Source organism: Enterococcus sp. AZ141 (genome assembly GCF_051714385.1).
Classification (GTDB): Bacteria; Bacillota; Bacilli; order Lactobacillales; family Enterococcaceae; genus Enterococcus_D; species Enterococcus_D entomosocium.
Map to the genome: position 1 here is coordinate 3,094,958 of NZ_JBIORT010000001.1, position 16,783 is coordinate 3,111,740.

A 16,783-nucleotide genomic window follows, 5' to 3' on the forward strand; every position below is an offset into this window, starting at 1 on the left:
TTTTTTCGAAAGAAAATTGCTTAAATAGAATGCTTTCGAAACTCAGCGATTTGGTAAATATCACTCAAAGGAACGTCACTCGCTACATCAAAAATCACAGAAAAAAACTTCATTTTCGTGCCATTGGTCGGCGCCTTATGAATCCTTTCTTTTGTGTCATCACTGATTGGTAGAGACAATAACTGTGTTCGGACTTTCTCGCTAAAGTGAAAGGAGACTTTGAAGAAGCCCTCCCACATCGAAAGCCAAAAAATTGGTTTCACTTTATTCGTCCCACGAGTCGTTGTCCATTTGTATTCACCTTTGGACAACCACGCTTTTCCATCTTGGTAATAGCGCCAATCCATAAGAGAGATGCCCTCGTTTTCAAGCGTTTCGACAAAACGTTGATAAATGGCATATCCCTCACCCAGTGATTCCGCAATCAGTTGCTCTGTTGGTTTCACGTTTTTGTCTCGAAACAATTGCTCTTTGCCTTCCATCCTTTCGCTCAACTCCTTGCGCTTTTTTTAGGTTTTTGCTACGTTACAATTTAATTTTGTTGATATCATCAGTGATGACCCAATCGTCCATATTTTTTTCACGATTGTACTGAAATGGCGTTATTTCTTCTAATTCAGCGATTTCATAGACCGCTAGATACTTTTTCCCTGCCCAACGATCGACTTGCTTTTTCGATAGATTCAACTCTTTTTCATAGCGTTCTACAAAATCTATGGATTCTTCTTTCGTCATCTTTTCAGATTCAGTCACATTGGCAATGATGCCCCGATGAGTGATGGTCAAATCGCCGCCGGTCTCCACAAAATAAACAAGATCGTTGATTTTGGCTCTTCCTCCTAAGGGTGATTTTCTGCCAGCTGCCCCCCGAATGATCATTGTTTTGTCGCCATGAATCAGTTTCTCAAGCTCTTTGGCTTCCTTATTTAAATAGACCAAATGTTCTGCCCGCCCAGCTTTTCCTTGATACCATTCTGCTGTTTTTGTCATAAGAAGTTCCTCTTTTCATATGAATTGTTTTTTAGCGTTGTCCATTCCATACTGAATGGTTATTGGAACATTTTTTCAATCGTGTATAGGTGAGAGCTGCAACTGTTTCGATTGATGAATGAATAAAAACATTTGTGCAAAGGCATCTGGGATACCGCATTGGTCAAATGTTTCCGCATCTTCTTTCGTTTCGAACTTGGTGATGTCAGCCCAAATTTCTCAATCTACTAATCATTCAAAAGAACGGTATCCTCTTTGTTTGAAAATGTATTCACGGTTGAATTGTTCAACGACTGGAACAAATTCTGCTGTTGAAGCACCTTTTATTAATTTGTATAAGTTATGAAATGCAACCTGTCCCATCGTGTGTTCCTCCTTTCCGATTCCCTCAAGAAACAGAGCATTTAAACAACTAATAGTCGTCGATTCAACATTCGAATGACTTTTTAACATCCCGTTGTATTTTTCCCTATAATTTCTAAACAGTTGCAACAAAAAGTCCGTTCATCTGAAGAGCATCCGATACTAAAACGATCACTCAATCACTTCCCCTAAAAGCTTGTCGTGGGGAACGATCAAACATTTCTCGATTGCTTTCCAATAGCTTTCATACAGCCTTTTTTGGGCTTTGCCATAGTTTTCTTCGGTATCAAACTCCCAATAGTGGGCATATTTCACACATTTTATGACTCTTGTCAATGGATCAGGCAGGCGTCCTTCCTTGATGGTGCTCATTTCTTTAATGTAACGGGTTCGTTTCATTAATCGAAAGAACAAAGCCCCCTCCATGGCCTTCATTGCCTCTGTTGCTTCCTGCATGATTGCTTCAAAGGTATCGACTTCACTTGGTTTTACTTGATAAATACTGATTTCTGAAAACACTCCGACCGCTCCTTTCACTTGTGATTTTCTTCTCAATTATAGTATACCAAGTTTACGCCGTTGATAGTTTGGTCATTTTATTCATTTCTCATTTATCTTCCGTTTATTATTGATTTGGCCTCCTATATGCGGGATCAAATTGCTAGATTTTAAATTCATAAAAGACTAGCAGCCAAGCTTTATCCGTAGTCACCTGCTCGCCATAGTCATTAAAAGGATCATAAAGCTTTCACCTACAAAAAAAGCAATCAACTTTTGACAGTAGACTGCTTTTTCTTAACGCTCATTATTGCAAAAAGAACGGTTTTAGCTCTGTCTCGATAAAGTCGATTCGATCAAAGACAGTTGGCTTAAAATAAGCCGTAATAGCAATGACGCAATCTGATTCGGGATCAATATAAAGGACATTTCCGCTATTACCGATGGCGGCATAGGTGCTTTTCTCAGTATCCAAAATCCACCACAAATATCCATAACTCATGTTTTGAAATTTCTCTATGTTTGTCTCTAGCGGATTGACCATTTCAGTGAGCCATTGTGAGGAAATCACTTGTTTCCCTTGATGGATGCCTTGGTTCAAGCATAGCTCACCGATTTTGGCTAAATCTTTTGCTGAAAGGCATAACCCGTAACCTGCCGCCCCAATATTTAAAGGATCGCAAAACCAAACTGGTTTTTTTGGTGCCTTGCTCATTGTAAAGTGCTTATGTTCTTGTGCCGTTTTCGCATAATAATTGGTTATTTCGGCTACACCAAGAGGGCGAAATAAATAATGGTTCGCATAATCAACGGTCGTCATTCCAGAAGCTTTCGCTAACAAACCAGTGAGGATCTGCAGACAAACGGTTTGATAATTGAATTCATTTGTCACTCCTTTTCTTCCTCCCAATAAATCAAGGGAGGCGCTGGTCCAGTCGTCACTCGAACAAACTTTTGTCCATGGATCACCTTTGCATTTATACGGGGCTCGCATCGTTAATAGGTGTTTGATGGTAATATCGTGAATCGTTTTTTCGCCCCGTTTTACGGAATAGTCTGGAAAATAATCGAGTACTTTGTCATTGACACTCCTGATGAGGCCTTGATCTATCGCTATTCCGACTAGTAGAGAAACGATACTTTTCGTAGCGGACATAAGGTGGCAAGTATCGTCTGGCTTATACTCATGCCATTCATCCGAGTAAACTTCCTTTCCATTTTGGTAGGCAGAAATTTGGCAAATATTGGGCTGGTTTTTACTGATACATGCATGCAGTTCTTGTCTGTTCATTTGTGAAGCCTCCCTTCAAAGATAAGCATAGTACCATTAAAAATTGTTTTCAATGTTATTTTTAAAATTGTTTTTGAAAGGACTTTTAAAAGACTACTTCAGAGGAACAAACAAAAAAGGCCCTCAATGATAGAGGTACCTTACATAAAACTTTCGAATATCGATTTTTGATTTCTATCCAGTTTTTTTGTGAGGATCGTTATCAACAATTCTTCTAATGCCGAAATAGTGGCGATGGTCCCCAAAATCAAGACAACAATTCTTTCATGGAATACGATGAGCAGCAATGGAAAAATACATAAAAGAAATCCGACTGCATTGTTGAGCCATGTATGCAGACTGCTAAAAGACTGAAATTTTACATAGCCAATCAGATAACTGACGAAGCGGATGATAGCGATCACCAAGATCCAAACCATGATCGTTTGGGTTTCCAAAAGCTGCGGTAGAAAAGAAAGAAAGACAGCGAGAAAAAAGCTTACATCTGCGAAACTATCTAGTAAGGCACCGACCTCACTCGTGAGGTTCATCCTTCTTGCTAGTAGCCCATCGACAAGGTCACTTAAAAAACAATAGGAATAAAGCAGCCAAAACCAGCCAGACATTGGCTGAAGGAATAGTAAAAGTGGTGCTAGAATCAGTCGAGAAGTAGTAATGATATTGGGTAATTGCTTCATTTGTTCCCCCTGAGATACATTTTCTGAATACCTAAGATTGTTGCAAGTTTTTTAAAGAAGCTCAGAAACGTTAAAATGTTCTTTCTTCTAAGCATTTCGGCGATGCCCCCTATCAAAGTCTCACAGCTAGTCCCTAATGCTCCTATAAAAATCGTATCCGTTCTGTACTATCTGGTATCTGATTCCGAACCTTTATCCATCGTCCTGCTCGGTAAACCTCGTATTCTTCAAAGCGGCAAGGCAGCCCTTTTGCATGGGCGATATCGTTACTGTCCATCACTTGAAAATGCAGATGAGGCGAAGTCGAATTGCCGGAATGACCGACATTGCCAATCACCATCCCTTTGGTGATTTTTTGTCCTACGGAAACTTTGATGGATCCTTTTTGCAAATGGACGAATGCCATATATACGCCCTCAGAAGCTTTTATCACAATGTAGTTGCCAGCTATTTGTTGATACTCATCTTTTTGTTCATTAAAAAACAAACCATTTTTTAAAGCAATCGAAAAATCTACAACCCAATGAACGACTTTGCGTTCCCGATAGCCCTCTCCTACAACAATCACTTCACCATCACAGGGCGCATAGATTTCTTTGCCCCAACAATAACAGTTCTCAAGGGGAACTCCTAAGAAGAAATAGCGCAGAAAGCTTCGGTCGTGAAAAGCTTTTGTTTTCCCCTCAAAATCGACTTGTAAAAAATCAAACGCATAACGTAACCCCATTCGATCGGTGCCATGACTAGGAATCTTCTTGGCTGGTGTAGTCGGCGCAAGCCACTCACCTCTTAAGGGAAATTCAATGGTTATCGGCTGCTCTTTCATAGGACTTTCTCCTTTTTGGATCACATGATCTCTTTTATTTGGAAATGACTATCAGCCTCGCGGCAATCTATACCTGTGCTTTACTCCTTTTCACTATAGGTCACCTAAGCCTTTTTTTCAACTCTAAAAAAGTGGGCTAATAGGAGTAGCTAAAAAAAAACACCTCAATCATATAGTGATTCCAAAAAGTTAGATCAAAAATTCTAACTTCTAGAAGTCGCTTCATGGATGAGGTGTTCTCACATTCTATTTTACTGTAGGTCCTGTCGGTGACGACTGTTCGACTAACTTTTTTTAACGGCTATTGTTTTCGCTCCACAAGTCGGTAGTAGACTCTTGCAGTGATGAAATACACCAGTAAATAGATCATTGTAAACAGCAGAACAGAGATCATCGATACCGTGATCAATAAGTTGCGATCTGTCAGACCAAAAAGAAGCAATAACTTCCGAATCATCGGCAAAGCAAATGCGAGATGGATGATCGCTACCGCCAATGGAAATGAGAAAATCATCAAGACTTGCTGCTGGATCACTTGTTTGACTTCCTTATGGCTTAACCCAACTTTTTGCAAGATCTCAAAGCGTTCTTTGTCCTCCATCCCTTCGGAAACTTGTTTATAATAAATGATCAATGCGGCAGCTAAAATAAAGACCACACCAAAAATCAAGCCTAAGAAGAAGAAGCCGCCGGTAAAGGTTTTGGTCTCACCTTCAAAAAGATCTTTTGACTGAACGCTCGCATGAGCATCTGCTGCCAGAAGTTCGCTGCGAATCTCTTTTGCGATCGCTTCGCGATCGCTTGCTTGAAAATTAAAGACTGTTGTTGTCATTGGTTGCTGGTAAAGTTGAAAATCTTCTTTTTGATACCAAGAGCTTAGCTTTTCAGTAAGCCACTGATCATCCGCCACAAGAACAAGATGCTGAACCGGGTTTTCTGTTTTCGTGAATGTTGGCAGTTCCTTCAATTCCCGCAAACGAAATTGACGATCATCGATCGTGGTCTTTTCTGGTAATGCTTGTTGGGTCCAAGTTGCGGGAAAAACAAATAATTCACCTTCAGCAGGTCCTGTTTTCCCACTGATTTCATGGTATTCAGAACTGGTAAGAAAAATAAGATACACGGCTTTATCTAAACTACCGCTATTTTCTTCAAAAGTGGTTGAGGGAACAAAATTTGGTTCCTCAAAGGTAAAAAGCAATGGTCTTGTTGTAGTGACTTGCTGGCGCTCTTTGATCGTTAGCTTCTCTTCAAGTCCATCAATCACTGTGTTGATTTGCTGGGAATCAGCCGCTGACTCAATTTGAACATCGTATGGAAAACGAGTTTCGATCACATTCTTTTGTCCAAAGTAAAGACTGGCGGTCGTAGCAACTGTCACTAACACCATCGTTGATAAAATACAAATACTTGCTAAACCAGCCGCATTTTGTTTCATCCGATACAGCATGGTAGAGACATTGATAAAATGGGTCGTTTGATAATAATAGGTCGTTCGTTTTCTTAAAAACTGCAACGCTTTGATACTGCCAGAAATAAACAACAGATAGGTGGCTAAAATCACGAGGATCACTGCGACAAAGAACAGGCCTAAGGCACTGATGGGAGACTTGATCGTCACAGAGATCGTATAGCCGGCTACTAAACAAAGGACACCTAATAGTGCTAAAATGCCTTTCGCACGAGGCTCTTTTTCATTACGCTTGCTTCCCTGTAGCAGTTGAAGTGGGTTGGTTTTGCGTACTTGCAACAGGTCAATTAAAAATAGACAACCAAACACGCACATAAAATAGAGGATCACAAATCCAATGCTCTCAAATGAAAGTTTAAAAACAAAGAATTCGCCTACGGCTAAGATTTTCTTCAGAATCAAAAATCCTAATCGTGCAAACAATAAGCCGCTGATCAACCCGGCCGCAAGACTAATAAGAAAACTGTAAAAGAGTTCCCAAAAGACCACGAAGGCTATCTCGCGTTTTCCTAGTCCCAAAACATTGTAGAGACCAAATTCTTTTTTTCGCTGCTTGATCAAAAAGTTATTGGTGTAAAAGGAAAAGATCGCCGCAAAGATCATCAGGATGATATTTCCTAAATGAAACATGAAAATGGCGCTTTGACTACTAGGAAGTTCCTTCATCCCCGGATTGTTCACGATGATTTGCGTCATCATCAAAACAGCTACCAAGAAACTCATGGATACTAAAAAGGGTGTGTAGGCTTTGGCATTTTTACGTAAATTGGAGAAGGCGATTTTTTGAAAGAACATTCGTTACTCCTCCTTCGCAAAAACAGCAGTCATTGTTTCGGCGATTGCTTCTAGAAAAGCGGTATCACTCCGTTCTCCTCGATACAACTGGTGAAATACATACCCGTCTTTGATAAACAAGACGCGTTGTGCGCGACTGGCTGCGATCGAACTGTGGGTGACCATCACGATCGTCTGTCCGTTTTGATTGATCTGCTGAAATAATGTCAGTAGTTGATCAGAGGTTTTCGAATCCAGCGCTCCGGTTGGCTCATCTGCTAATAGCAGTTCTGGTTTTGTGATGATCGCTCGTGCGACGGCAACACGTTGCTTTTGTCCGCCAGACAATTCATACGGGTAATGCTGCAATAAATCGGCGATCCCTAAAGTTTGTACAATAGGCTGAAGCTGCAATTCCATTTGTTTGACGCAAACTTTCGATAAAACTAATGGCAATAAAATATTGTCCTTTACCGTAAAAGTGTCCAATAAATTAAAGTCTTGAAAGACAAAGCCTAAGTGATCCCGTCGAAAACTTGCTGCATCTTTTTCTTTGATGGTGGTCAAATCGATGCCATTCAGCTGCATCTCACCCGCTGTCGGTTGGTCTAACGTCGCCATCAAGTTCAGTAGCGTACTCTTCCCCGAACCTGATTCCCCCATGATGGCTACATATTCCCCTTCTTCTACCTTAAAGGTGATATTCTTCAACGCTTCGACGGGTTGCCCATTCAGCTGGCTTTGATAGATTTTTTTTACTTGTTGAATGTTTAAAAGTGTCATCTTGTTCCCTCCTTCCTTTTTAGAATAAGCTGACTGGCAGAAAAAAGCGACTTACAATAAAAACCGCAAACTTACAGTGTTGAAAGTTTGCGGCTATCGGTTATTTGTGGTGGGAAAATGAAGTGTGACGATGGTTCCCTGTCCCACTTCAGAATCAATCGCTAAACGGCAGCCGATTTTTTCAGCCGCTTGTTGACTCATATATAAGCCTAGCCCGCTCGCTCGTTGCTGAAAGCGACCATTTTGTCCCGTATATCCTTTCTCAAACACCCTTGGCAAGTCTTCCTTACGAATACCAATGCCGCTATCTTGAATCACTAAGGCATTGTCTTTAGTGAAAACATTAATGCCACCGGTTTCAGTATACTTCAAGCTGTTGAAAAGAACCTGTTCAAAAATAAAAATGAGCCACTTTCGATCAGATGTCACCGTCAAATCCACTGCCATATCCAGTTGCAGATTCTTTTTCGAGAAAAACAAGGCATACTTTTTGATTGTTTGACGAACAAGGGGCTCTAAAGCAATCGACTCAAAGACAAAATCATCATTCGCTAAATTTTGTCGCAAATAATTCAACATCATTTGCAAGTAATCGTTCACCTTAAATAATTCCGCTTTGACCTCCGTCGGTGACAGGGTATCGCTTTGAACCAAAAGATCCAACGCCGCTAGAGGCGTTTTGATTTGATGAAGCCACAAGCCGAAATCTTCATAAATTTCTTCATTTTTCACGGTCGCTTTGTATTCAGACAGAGTTTTTTCTTTTGCCATCTGCCTAAGAAGCGTTTGATACTCGTCTTCTAGCCGATTTCGAGTGGTCGGCAAGAACGCCAACGCCGCTTCCGTCATACGTTCTTTTCTTAATAAATGCTGTAGCTGCTTTCTTTTTTGTGCGTAACGAAAATAATGAAAAAGGGAAAGACCTCCTAAAATCACCCCTGAAAAAACCGCATAGTCAATGAAGGGTTCTAATGGAAGGCTGTGAAGAAAGAATAACCCTAGTAGACCCGCACTAAATAGCAGGTAAACGAGATAAAACTTTCCATACAACACGAAATATTCTTTCACATTAGTCATAGGCGTGTTCCTTTTCTATCAAATAGCCTTTATTCTTTACCGTTTGGATCAAATCGGATAGTTCGATCTGGCTCAATTTTTTTCGCAAACGAGTCATATTGACGGCTAATGTATTGTTATCGATGAACTCTTCACTATTCCAGAGCATTTCAATGATGGTCTCTTTGGCTACGATCTTCCCTCGATGCTGCAAAAGCAAGGAAAGAATCCGAGCTTCATTTGGAGAAAGCGGCAACTGTTCCCCCTGATTTTTTAATACATTTTCTGTTGGATAAAAGGTTACTTGCCCTATGTCAAAGGTCAGCGCTTGTTGGTGGCTATACTGATAGCTGCGCCGTAGCAACGCTTGGATTTTTGCCAAAACGAAGGCTAAATCAAAGGGTTTTGTTAAATAATCATCCGCCCCCATGTTCATCGCCATGATTTGATTCATCTGCTGATCCATCGACGAAAGAAAAATGATCGGTACTTCTGACTCCTTGCGAATTTCTTGGCACCAATGATACCCATTGTAATAAGGCAAGGAGATATCTAAAAGAACGAGATCAGGTTTGATGTCGTGAAACTCTTGCAAGAGTTCAGCAAAATTCTTGGCCGAATGGCATTCGTATCCCCACTGCTGCAAATAATCGGCTAAAACAGAGACGATCGTCGCATCATCTTCAACCAGATAGATTTTTTGCATGTCTTTCTCCCCTCTGTTGATTATTCGGTCGGTTCTTTAGAGACAGTGTACCAGAAAAGAAAAAGAATCGTCTAGATGGAGGAACATTCCAAAGGACTGTTTTTTCCTTAATCTTCTGCCAAGTGAGCAAGGATTTCTTGGTACCGTCGGGTGGCGAAGGAACTAATTTGTCCTTTTTTACAAAAATTCAGTTTCCCCAGTTTTGGTACAACCCGTTCTACAATAACATTGCCATTTTTAACTTTCGATTCAAACTGCTGCAAAGCCTCCAGAAACCGTGCGTCTTTTCTGGCAGAAGGATAAAAAGACAAGACATACAGATAATAAAAAAGATTGTACCCTCTAAAGGGGTATTCTGTCTGCATAAACAATGTGCCCATTCCGTAATGACAGGGACTGATTGGCTGACGAATCTCCCAATGAGCAAGCAAGCATTCGATTGCTTGATTAAGTGTTTCCATCTGTTCACGATCATGAGTATATCGAAAGGCATCAAGGACCGTTAACGTCGTCATCGGGGTTGAATAGCGGGTCTCCGGGCCGCGACCAAAACTGTATTTATTGCACTTCCAGCCGCCATCTGTTTCCTGAGTAGCAAGAAAATAGTGAAAGGTCTGTTGTAGCCGCGGGTCCCTTGCGTAACCAAGAGCACACAGCGTTCGCAAAGCCAGCGCTGTATGACAGGGATAAATCCCCCCTGATGGCGAAATTTTAAATCTGCCATCTTCTCTCCATCCTTGAAAGATCAATGCAGCGGTCTCTTTTAATAAGTTCTCCTCAGGCGACATACCAAGTTCAAGCAAATAATGAGGACACTCTAAGGTTGTAAAGGGTGCTCCTTTCAGTAATTTATGGTCTGGCGTCGACCATAAATCGGCGCCATGATCATATTGACGGGAAATGATTGCTTCGATATCTTGCTGAACCGTCTGATCCATATTGTTCCTCCTCCATTTCTTAAGTGCCCTGCAATCAACGCAACAATCCTTATTGACCCACAATGCAACAGCTTCTAGAATGATAAAATCGACGTTTTTCAACACATGAGTTAGATTTTTGTATTCGAATTGTCCAAATAAATTTTAGGACCAACGAGTTTTTCAGGATGGACGTACTTAAAACAAGAGTGTTCAGATTTTCCTGATGACAGGTTCTAAAAAAGTTTCTCTCTAAACTCGCCTGATTATGCTAGCCCCTTAATGAAAGATCACCTTAATAAGAACGCGCTCACGCAATAATTTAATGCCACACTCTTCTAGTTAAAGGAATCAGGCATAATGAAATAGCTCAAAACGAATGCCTTCTGGGCTTTCAAAGAATAAGGCATAGTAGTTAGGAGCGATGCGCTCTTTGTACTCCATTGGTCGATCGTGAAGGATCTTTACCCCTAAGGTTTTTATTTTGGGAAAGACCGCATCTACTACTTCGCGGCTTTCCGCCTTAAACGCCATGTGCTGAACCGAGCCAGGTTTTCTTGAATCGATTTTCTCCTTCTTCCATTCTTTTCGTGGGGAACAAATACCGAAATCAAATGAATCCCCTATATATTCTACTACTTCCATCTCGGCATGTTCTAAATACCCAGAATATTTCTTCTGAAGGTCGAAACCTAATAGTGCAAATAATTGATCATAAAAACCTTCTGCTTTTTTTACATCATTGACTGTGATTTGGATATGGTGAAACTGAATGTTCATAATCGCTCCTTTCTGGCTAACAAAGTAAGTGTTTCAGGAAGAAAAGCCGCTTGCGGAAGTTTGATTCAATGGAATTAGCTAGGAAACTCATTTAATGTAGAAATCACATTTTCCATTGCCTTTGCTACCTCTTTAGGCAACTTATTATAGCCATCATTTTCTGTTTCTTGAGCCAAAATAAAGTCCAGCCGTCCTTGCATCCGCTCTCTTAAATGAGAAACATAGGAGGCATCTTGAAAATCGACTTTAAAGCCTGTTACTGGCAGGAAACTCATTTCGGTGATCCCACCGAAATTTTTAAATTCAGCCTCGCCTTCCACAATTTTTTCAATCGATGTTAGTGTGACTTCAGGCGTGACTTTCTTGCCTTTGTAAAAGCCTGTATTTAGAATGTAACAAGCCGTTTGGTTTTCTTTAAACAAGTGCATGAAATGGGCAAAATCTTCCCCTAAAGGATAGACCCTAAATGGATTGGCATAAGGTTCGATGACCAGTTTATCTATATCCGTGGTCTCGACAATATGTTCAGCTGTCGTGCGCTTCGTAGCTAAGGTCAAACCAAAAACAGCGGCTAAAATCGGATCGTCAATTTTTACTACAGGAGGTAGCGTGTCATCTTTCATGATCCAAAATATTGCATCGATCGGCGAATCTAAATGATCCACCCGGTTAGGTGTGACATACCGTGACTTGACGGTTCGACCATTCCCGTTACGAATATCTTGGGTCACAAGCACCTTCTTTCCTTCCTCGTCTAAAGTAACCCCAACATTTTGACAGGTGATAAAGTAGCGGACATTTGGGTTGGTTAATGGATAATCCTGCGTTTTATCAAAATAAGAAGGCTCCAGAGCAGTGGACGCACCGTTTGTTTGATTGATCACAAACGCATCGTCATGCAGAACCTTGATATCATATTTGCCATCATGTTCTGCCAATGTAATGGTCGATTTTCCTGATCCTGAAAGACCAAAAGCAGCCATCGTAAATGTTCGATTCGGTAGCTGATATTGCTTCATTCCTCCATGACACGCCACAAAGCCATTGCGATGCGCGGTAGCCCAAGCCAAAGTTAATGTCGCTTTTTTCAATTCACCAAAATAGTTTAAGCCTAAGACTGCCGCAACATTGTGTTCAGGATCAAAGAGAGATAGCCCATAGGGAAAATCAGGATGTGTCCAGTCCGGATCAGCGTACAAGAATATATCTGTCTCTGGATAGTTCTTGGAGTGTTGATACCTTTCCTGCCATGATTTCGTCAGCATTTGAAAATTCAACAAATAAGAATAAAAATTGGTTTCATAGTACTCTGGTAGCAACAGGTGTGCTTTGACCATAAACGCTTCGTCTAACCCTACAACAACTTCACCGCCATAGAATTTTTTACGTGTCCCTTGAAATAAAGCATCTCTTAAAATCCCTTCATACAATTTTCGATCAATCCCGGGATGTCCGATGATGCGTCGAGCTGCCGCTGTCCGTCCAACAACTTTTCCGTCATTAAACACGATGACTTTAGCATCCTCTGGTAGTCCTAACTCCTTGGTGTGTGTGACCCGCATATCCGTAAGAATAGCACCAGAAGATTCTTTTGCTAAGCAATAGGCCGTGGCTAGATCATGAATCCAAGTGACATTGTTCCCATAAAAAGCTGACTCTATCAACACTTTAAAACTCGACAAATGCGTATTCTGCGGTGTAATCTCTTTGTGTGAAAATGCACGAATCGTTGCCATGTGTAATCCCTCCTAACAAAAATTTTCTATTCACTACGTTTATTATAATACTTTCTAATCACCACACGCCATATTTTTATACACATTAACTATAAATTGCCGACAAACCATTTTGTTAAAGGATTTGGCTGTCTGCATATTTGTAGCTTCACTGCTTTTTGCATTGATTTTGTCCCCGCTCATCATTAGTGAGAAAGAACAAAAAAACTGGAACAAAAAAGAATGTCTTTCTGTTCCAGTTTCTGGTTTTATATTTCATCCATTCTAAACGTCACAATCGACGTAACTAGATAGACAGATGGGTTTTAGTTGCTTATTTCTCAATTGACTTGCTTTCTCTAGTAACTTTGCTATCGTAAGATTTTATGACATTTACCATAAAAAGAATTCAAAATCAAAATTGCTGAAAAAAACTTGTTGTTTCTTAACCACGTTCTAACAACACGACACACTCCACATGGGTCGTTTGTGGGAACAAATCTACAGGTTGAACTTCTTTTGTCACATACCCTTCTTCCGCAAACAACGCGAGATCACGAGCCAAGGTTGCTGGATTGCAGGAAATGTAAACGATGCGCTCTGGTTTAACCGCAGCAGTCGTTTCGATAAAGCTAGCATCTAAACCTTTGCGAGGTGGATCAACGAAGACGACTGTCGGTTGAATGCCTTCGCGTAGCCATTGCGGCATGATTTTTTCGGCTTTACCGATAAAGTAATGCACGTTTTCGACACCATTTCTTTTGGCATTGGCTTTGGCATCGTTCACTGCTTCAGGAATGACTTCCATCCCTAACACTTCTTTCACGCGATCAGCCAAACTAATCCCGATCGTTCCGATTCCTGCATAAGCATCCACAACGACATCATTTTCAGACAGTTGCGCCATCTCGAAGGCGGTTTGATACAAGACTTCTGTTTGCGCTGTGTTGACTTGGTAGAAAGATTTCGCTGAGATTTGGAAGGTTTTACCTAATAATTGATCATCGATCGATGACTTGCCATACAACACACGCTCGAATTCCCCCATGATCACATTGGTTTTTTCTTCATTGATGTTTTGAATGACAGAAACAACTTCTGGAATCTCTTCGTGGATCACTTCCGCGATTTCTTCTCCTTTGAAGAATTTCGGTTTACGTGTCACTAATACGACCATCATTTCACCTGAGTGATGCCCACGACGAACGACAATATGGCGTAAGAACCCTTCATGGGCTTCTTCATTGTAGGCTTTGACATTGAACCGCTGCAAAATATCTCTGACTTTGATGATTGCTTGATCGATGTTTGGATCTTGAATATAAAAGTCTTCGATCGGTACCAGAGTATGGCTGTTTTTGCGGTAAAATCCAGTCGTTAATTCCCCATGGATTTTTTGCACAGGGATTTGCGCTTTGTTGCGGTAACCAAATGGTTTTTCCATTCCGATTGGCGCATTGACTGTGATTTCAGGCAATTTGGCGATTTTAGCCAAAACATTCTCTACTTGCTGCTGTTTGAAGGCTAATTGTTTGTCATAGCTCAAATGACTCAATGGAGCGATCCCGGTGCGCAACAATGCTTCATTCGGCAATTCTTGCCGATCAGGACTTGCTTGCAACAATTTCATCACTTTGGCAAAACCAAATTTGTTGCCGACTTTCAACACTTTGACTAAGGCACGTTCATTTGGCAGGGTGTTTTCAATAAATAATAAGTACCCATCGACTTTGGCGATCCCATTTCCTTCATGGGAAAGATCCAAAATATCAACTTCAAGTTCCTGATTCTTTTTAACAGGATAATTTTTCATAGATTTCTCCTTTGTGCTTGCTTTCTTCATTTTAAAAAGGAATGGCCGAAATTGCAAGCGGTGTTTATTCTAACGGTTCAACTTGACTTCGAGCAAAAAAGAACCGAAGGAGGGAAATCGGCTGATTGCTTTTTCTGGGTCCTGCGGCGAAGAGCCGCTGCAACACAGGAGCAATCCCTTTTCCATCCTTCGGAAAATCGAACAGATCAGAAGTGTTTAAAACTTTTGATCACTGTTTTAGTTATCAGTTATTTTTCTTTTTCTGTGATTTTTCCCGTTCGCTCTTGTTCAAGATTTGTTTTCTTAAACGAATGCTTTCTGGTGTTACTTCACAGTATTCATCATCATTCAAGAATTCCAGTGATTCTTCCAAAGAAAGAATACGAGGTTTCTTGATAACTGAGGTTTGGTCTTTGTTTGCAGAACGGACGTTGGTCATTTGTTTTGCTTTCGTGATATTGACCGTTAAGTCTTTGTCACGAGAGTTTTCACCAATGATCATTCCTTCGTACACTTCGGTACCTGGTTCAACGAAGACCGTTCCACGTTCTTCAATACTCATGATCGAGTAAGTCGTTGCTTTTCCTGTATCGATCGATACAAGTGCGCCTTGATGACGGCCACCAATTTGTCCTTGGATCATTGGCAAATATTGATCGAAGGTGTGGTGCATGATGCCGTAGCCGCGAGTCATTGATAGGAATTCTGTCGTGTAACCGATCAAGCCACGAGCTGGTGCCAAGAAAATGATCCGTACTTGTCCATTCCCTGTATTGATCATATCTTGCATTTCTGCTTTACGCATTCCCAATGATTCGATTACTGATCCCATGTATTCTTCTGGGGTATCTATTTGCACCCGTTCAAATGGTTCGCATTTCACGCCATCGATTTCGCGTTCGATAACTTCTGGACGAGAAACTTGCAATTCAAAGCCTTCACGACGCATATTTTCGATCAAAATTGACAAATGAAGTTCGCCACGTCCAGAAACGATCCATGAGTCAGGTCCGATTGGATCCACACGCAATGAAACGTCTGTTTGCAATTGCGCCATTAAGCGTTCTTCAATTTTACGAGCGGTTACGAATTTTCCTTCGCGACCCGCAAATGGTGAATTGTTCACGATAAAGGTCATTTGCAAAGTTGGTTCATCAATGTGTAAAACAGGTAATGAATCTTGATGATCGATTGGTGTAACAGTTTCACCAACGAAGATATCTTCCATCCCAGAAACGGCAATCAAATCACCGGCTTTGGCTTCTTGGATTTCCAAACGTTTCAAACCGAAGAAACCGAAAAGTTTCGTCACACGGAATTTTTTAACTTCTCCGTTTAATTTCATCAATGCAACTTGGTCGCCGACTTTGATTGATCCGCGGAAGACACGGCCAATACCGATACGTCCAACGTAGTCATTGTAATCAAGCAATGATACTTGGAATTGCAATGGTTCGTCGCTGTTGTCGATTGGCGCTGGAATATGTTCGATGATCGTATCAAACAATGGTGCCATCGTTTTTTGTTGATCAGCAGGATCATCTGATTCACTTGAAGTTCCGTTAATCGCAGAAGCGTAGATCACTGGGAAGTCCAATTGGTCATCGTCGGCACCTAATTCGATAAATAGTTCTAAGACTTCATCGACAACATGCTCAGGACGAGCAGATGGTTTGTCGATTTTGTTGACAACTACGATTGGCACTAAGTGTTGTTCCAACGCTTTTTTCAATACGAAACGTGTTTGAGGCATCGTTCCTTCATAAGCATCAACAACCAAAACAACACCATCGACCATTTTCATGATCCGCTCTACTTCACCACCAAAGTCCGCGTGTCCTGGGGTATCCATGATATTGATTTTTGTACCGTTGTATTCAACCGCTGTATTTTTCGCTAAGATCGTGATGCCACGTTCTTTTTCGATCGCATTTGAATCCATCGCCCGTTCTTGTAATTGGGTATGGCTATCTAACGTTTGGGATTGTTTCAATAATTCATCAACTAATGTAGTTTTTCCGTGGTCAACGTGGGCAATAATAGCGACGTTGCGGATATCATTTCTAATATTCAATTTATAAACTCCTTTTTTGGTGACATTGCACTCGACAAGCCATTATACC

General features: G+C 41.0%; 16 protein-coding genes. All 16 read right to left on the reverse strand.

All coding sequences use genetic code 11. The features are described 5' to 3' along the window. Positions 1-20: 20 nt before the first annotated feature. Positions 21-482 carry a DUF3788 domain-containing protein gene (locus IGI89_RS14320; protein WP_005236333.1) on the reverse strand — a complete coding sequence of 154 codons (462 nt, stop codon included), beginning with the start codon at positions 480-482 and terminating at the stop codon, positions 21-23. Between the two features lie 43 nt (positions 483-525). Continuing rightward, on the reverse strand, positions 526-990 hold the full coding sequence (locus IGI89_RS14325) for a hypothetical protein (protein WP_008381399.1): 465 nt from the start codon (positions 988-990) through the stop codon (positions 526-528). 231 nt (positions 991-1,221) lie between these two features. Next, on the reverse strand, positions 1,222-1,353 hold the full coding sequence (locus IGI89_RS14330) for a hypothetical protein (RefSeq protein WP_438735768.1): 132 nt from the start codon (positions 1,351-1,353) through the stop codon (positions 1,222-1,224). A gap of 171 nt (positions 1,354-1,524) precedes the next feature. Continuing rightward, positions 1,525-1,890 (reverse strand): hypothetical protein, encoded by a 366-nt coding sequence (locus tag IGI89_RS14335; protein ID WP_438735769.1) that lies wholly within the window; start codon positions 1,888-1,890, stop codon positions 1,525-1,527. A 268-nt stretch (positions 1,891-2,158) separates the two neighbouring features. Beyond that, on the reverse strand, positions 2,159-3,142 hold the full coding sequence (locus tag IGI89_RS14340) for a serine hydrolase domain-containing protein (protein ID WP_008381404.1): 984 nt from the start codon (positions 3,140-3,142) through the stop codon (positions 2,159-2,161). 140 nt (positions 3,143-3,282) lie between these two features. Next, positions 3,283-3,819 (reverse strand): CDP-alcohol phosphatidyltransferase family protein, encoded by a 537-nt coding sequence (locus IGI89_RS14345; RefSeq protein ID WP_438735770.1) that lies wholly within the window; start codon positions 3,817-3,819, stop codon positions 3,283-3,285. Positions 3,820-3,961: 142 nt separating this feature from the next. Next, on the reverse strand, positions 3,962-4,645 hold the full coding sequence (locus IGI89_RS14350) for a M23 family metallopeptidase (RefSeq protein ID WP_087664201.1): 684 nt from the start codon (positions 4,643-4,645) through the stop codon (positions 3,962-3,964). 301 nt (positions 4,646-4,946) lie between these two features. Beyond that, a complete protein-coding gene (locus IGI89_RS14355; protein ID WP_430619527.1) occupies positions 4,947-6,911 on the reverse strand; it encodes an FtsX-like permease family protein in 1,965 nt (654 codons plus the stop codon). 3 nt (positions 6,912-6,914) lie between these two features. Beyond that, on the reverse strand, positions 6,915-7,673 hold the full coding sequence (locus tag IGI89_RS14360; RefSeq protein ID WP_086332323.1) for an ABC transporter ATP-binding protein: 759 nt from the start codon (positions 7,671-7,673) through the stop codon (positions 6,915-6,917). Positions 7,674-7,766: 93 nt separating this feature from the next. Then, the gene (locus IGI89_RS14365; protein WP_086317327.1) at positions 7,767-8,750 is read right to left on the reverse strand and encodes a sensor histidine kinase; all 984 of its coding nucleotides are present in this window, start codon (positions 8,748-8,750) and stop codon (positions 7,767-7,769) included. Beyond that, positions 8,743-9,435: a response regulator transcription factor gene (locus IGI89_RS14370; RefSeq protein ID WP_086332322.1), complete on the reverse strand. Its 693-nt coding sequence runs from the start codon at positions 9,433-9,435 to the stop codon at positions 8,743-8,745. The genes IGI89_RS14365 and IGI89_RS14370 overlap by 8 nt, the downstream gene beginning before the upstream one ends. A gap of 107 nt (positions 9,436-9,542) precedes the next feature. Continuing rightward, positions 9,543-10,373, reverse strand: coding sequence for a prenyltransferase (locus IGI89_RS14375; protein ID WP_086317325.1), 831 nt, complete (start codon positions 10,371-10,373; stop codon positions 9,543-9,545). A 330-nt stretch (positions 10,374-10,703) separates the two neighbouring features. Further along, positions 10,704-11,132 (reverse strand): VOC family protein, encoded by a 429-nt coding sequence (locus IGI89_RS14380; protein WP_005236359.1) that lies wholly within the window; start codon positions 11,130-11,132, stop codon positions 10,704-10,706. A 74-nt stretch (positions 11,133-11,206) separates the two neighbouring features. After that, positions 11,207-12,868 (reverse strand): phosphoenolpyruvate carboxykinase (ATP), encoded by a 1,662-nt coding sequence (locus IGI89_RS14385; RefSeq protein ID WP_438735771.1) that lies wholly within the window; start codon positions 12,866-12,868, stop codon positions 11,207-11,209. A 424-nt stretch (positions 12,869-13,292) separates the two neighbouring features. Beyond that, entirely contained in the window at positions 13,293-14,660 is a 1,368-nt protein-coding gene (rlmD, locus tag IGI89_RS14390; protein WP_010749606.1) for a 23S rRNA (uracil(1939)-C(5))-methyltransferase RlmD, read from the reverse strand. 244 nt (positions 14,661-14,904) lie between these two features. Next, positions 14,905-16,734: a translational GTPase TypA gene (typA, locus tag IGI89_RS14395; RefSeq protein WP_005236363.1), complete on the reverse strand. Its 1,830-nt coding sequence runs from the start codon at positions 16,732-16,734 to the stop codon at positions 14,905-14,907. Positions 16,735-16,783 lie beyond the last annotated feature (49 nt).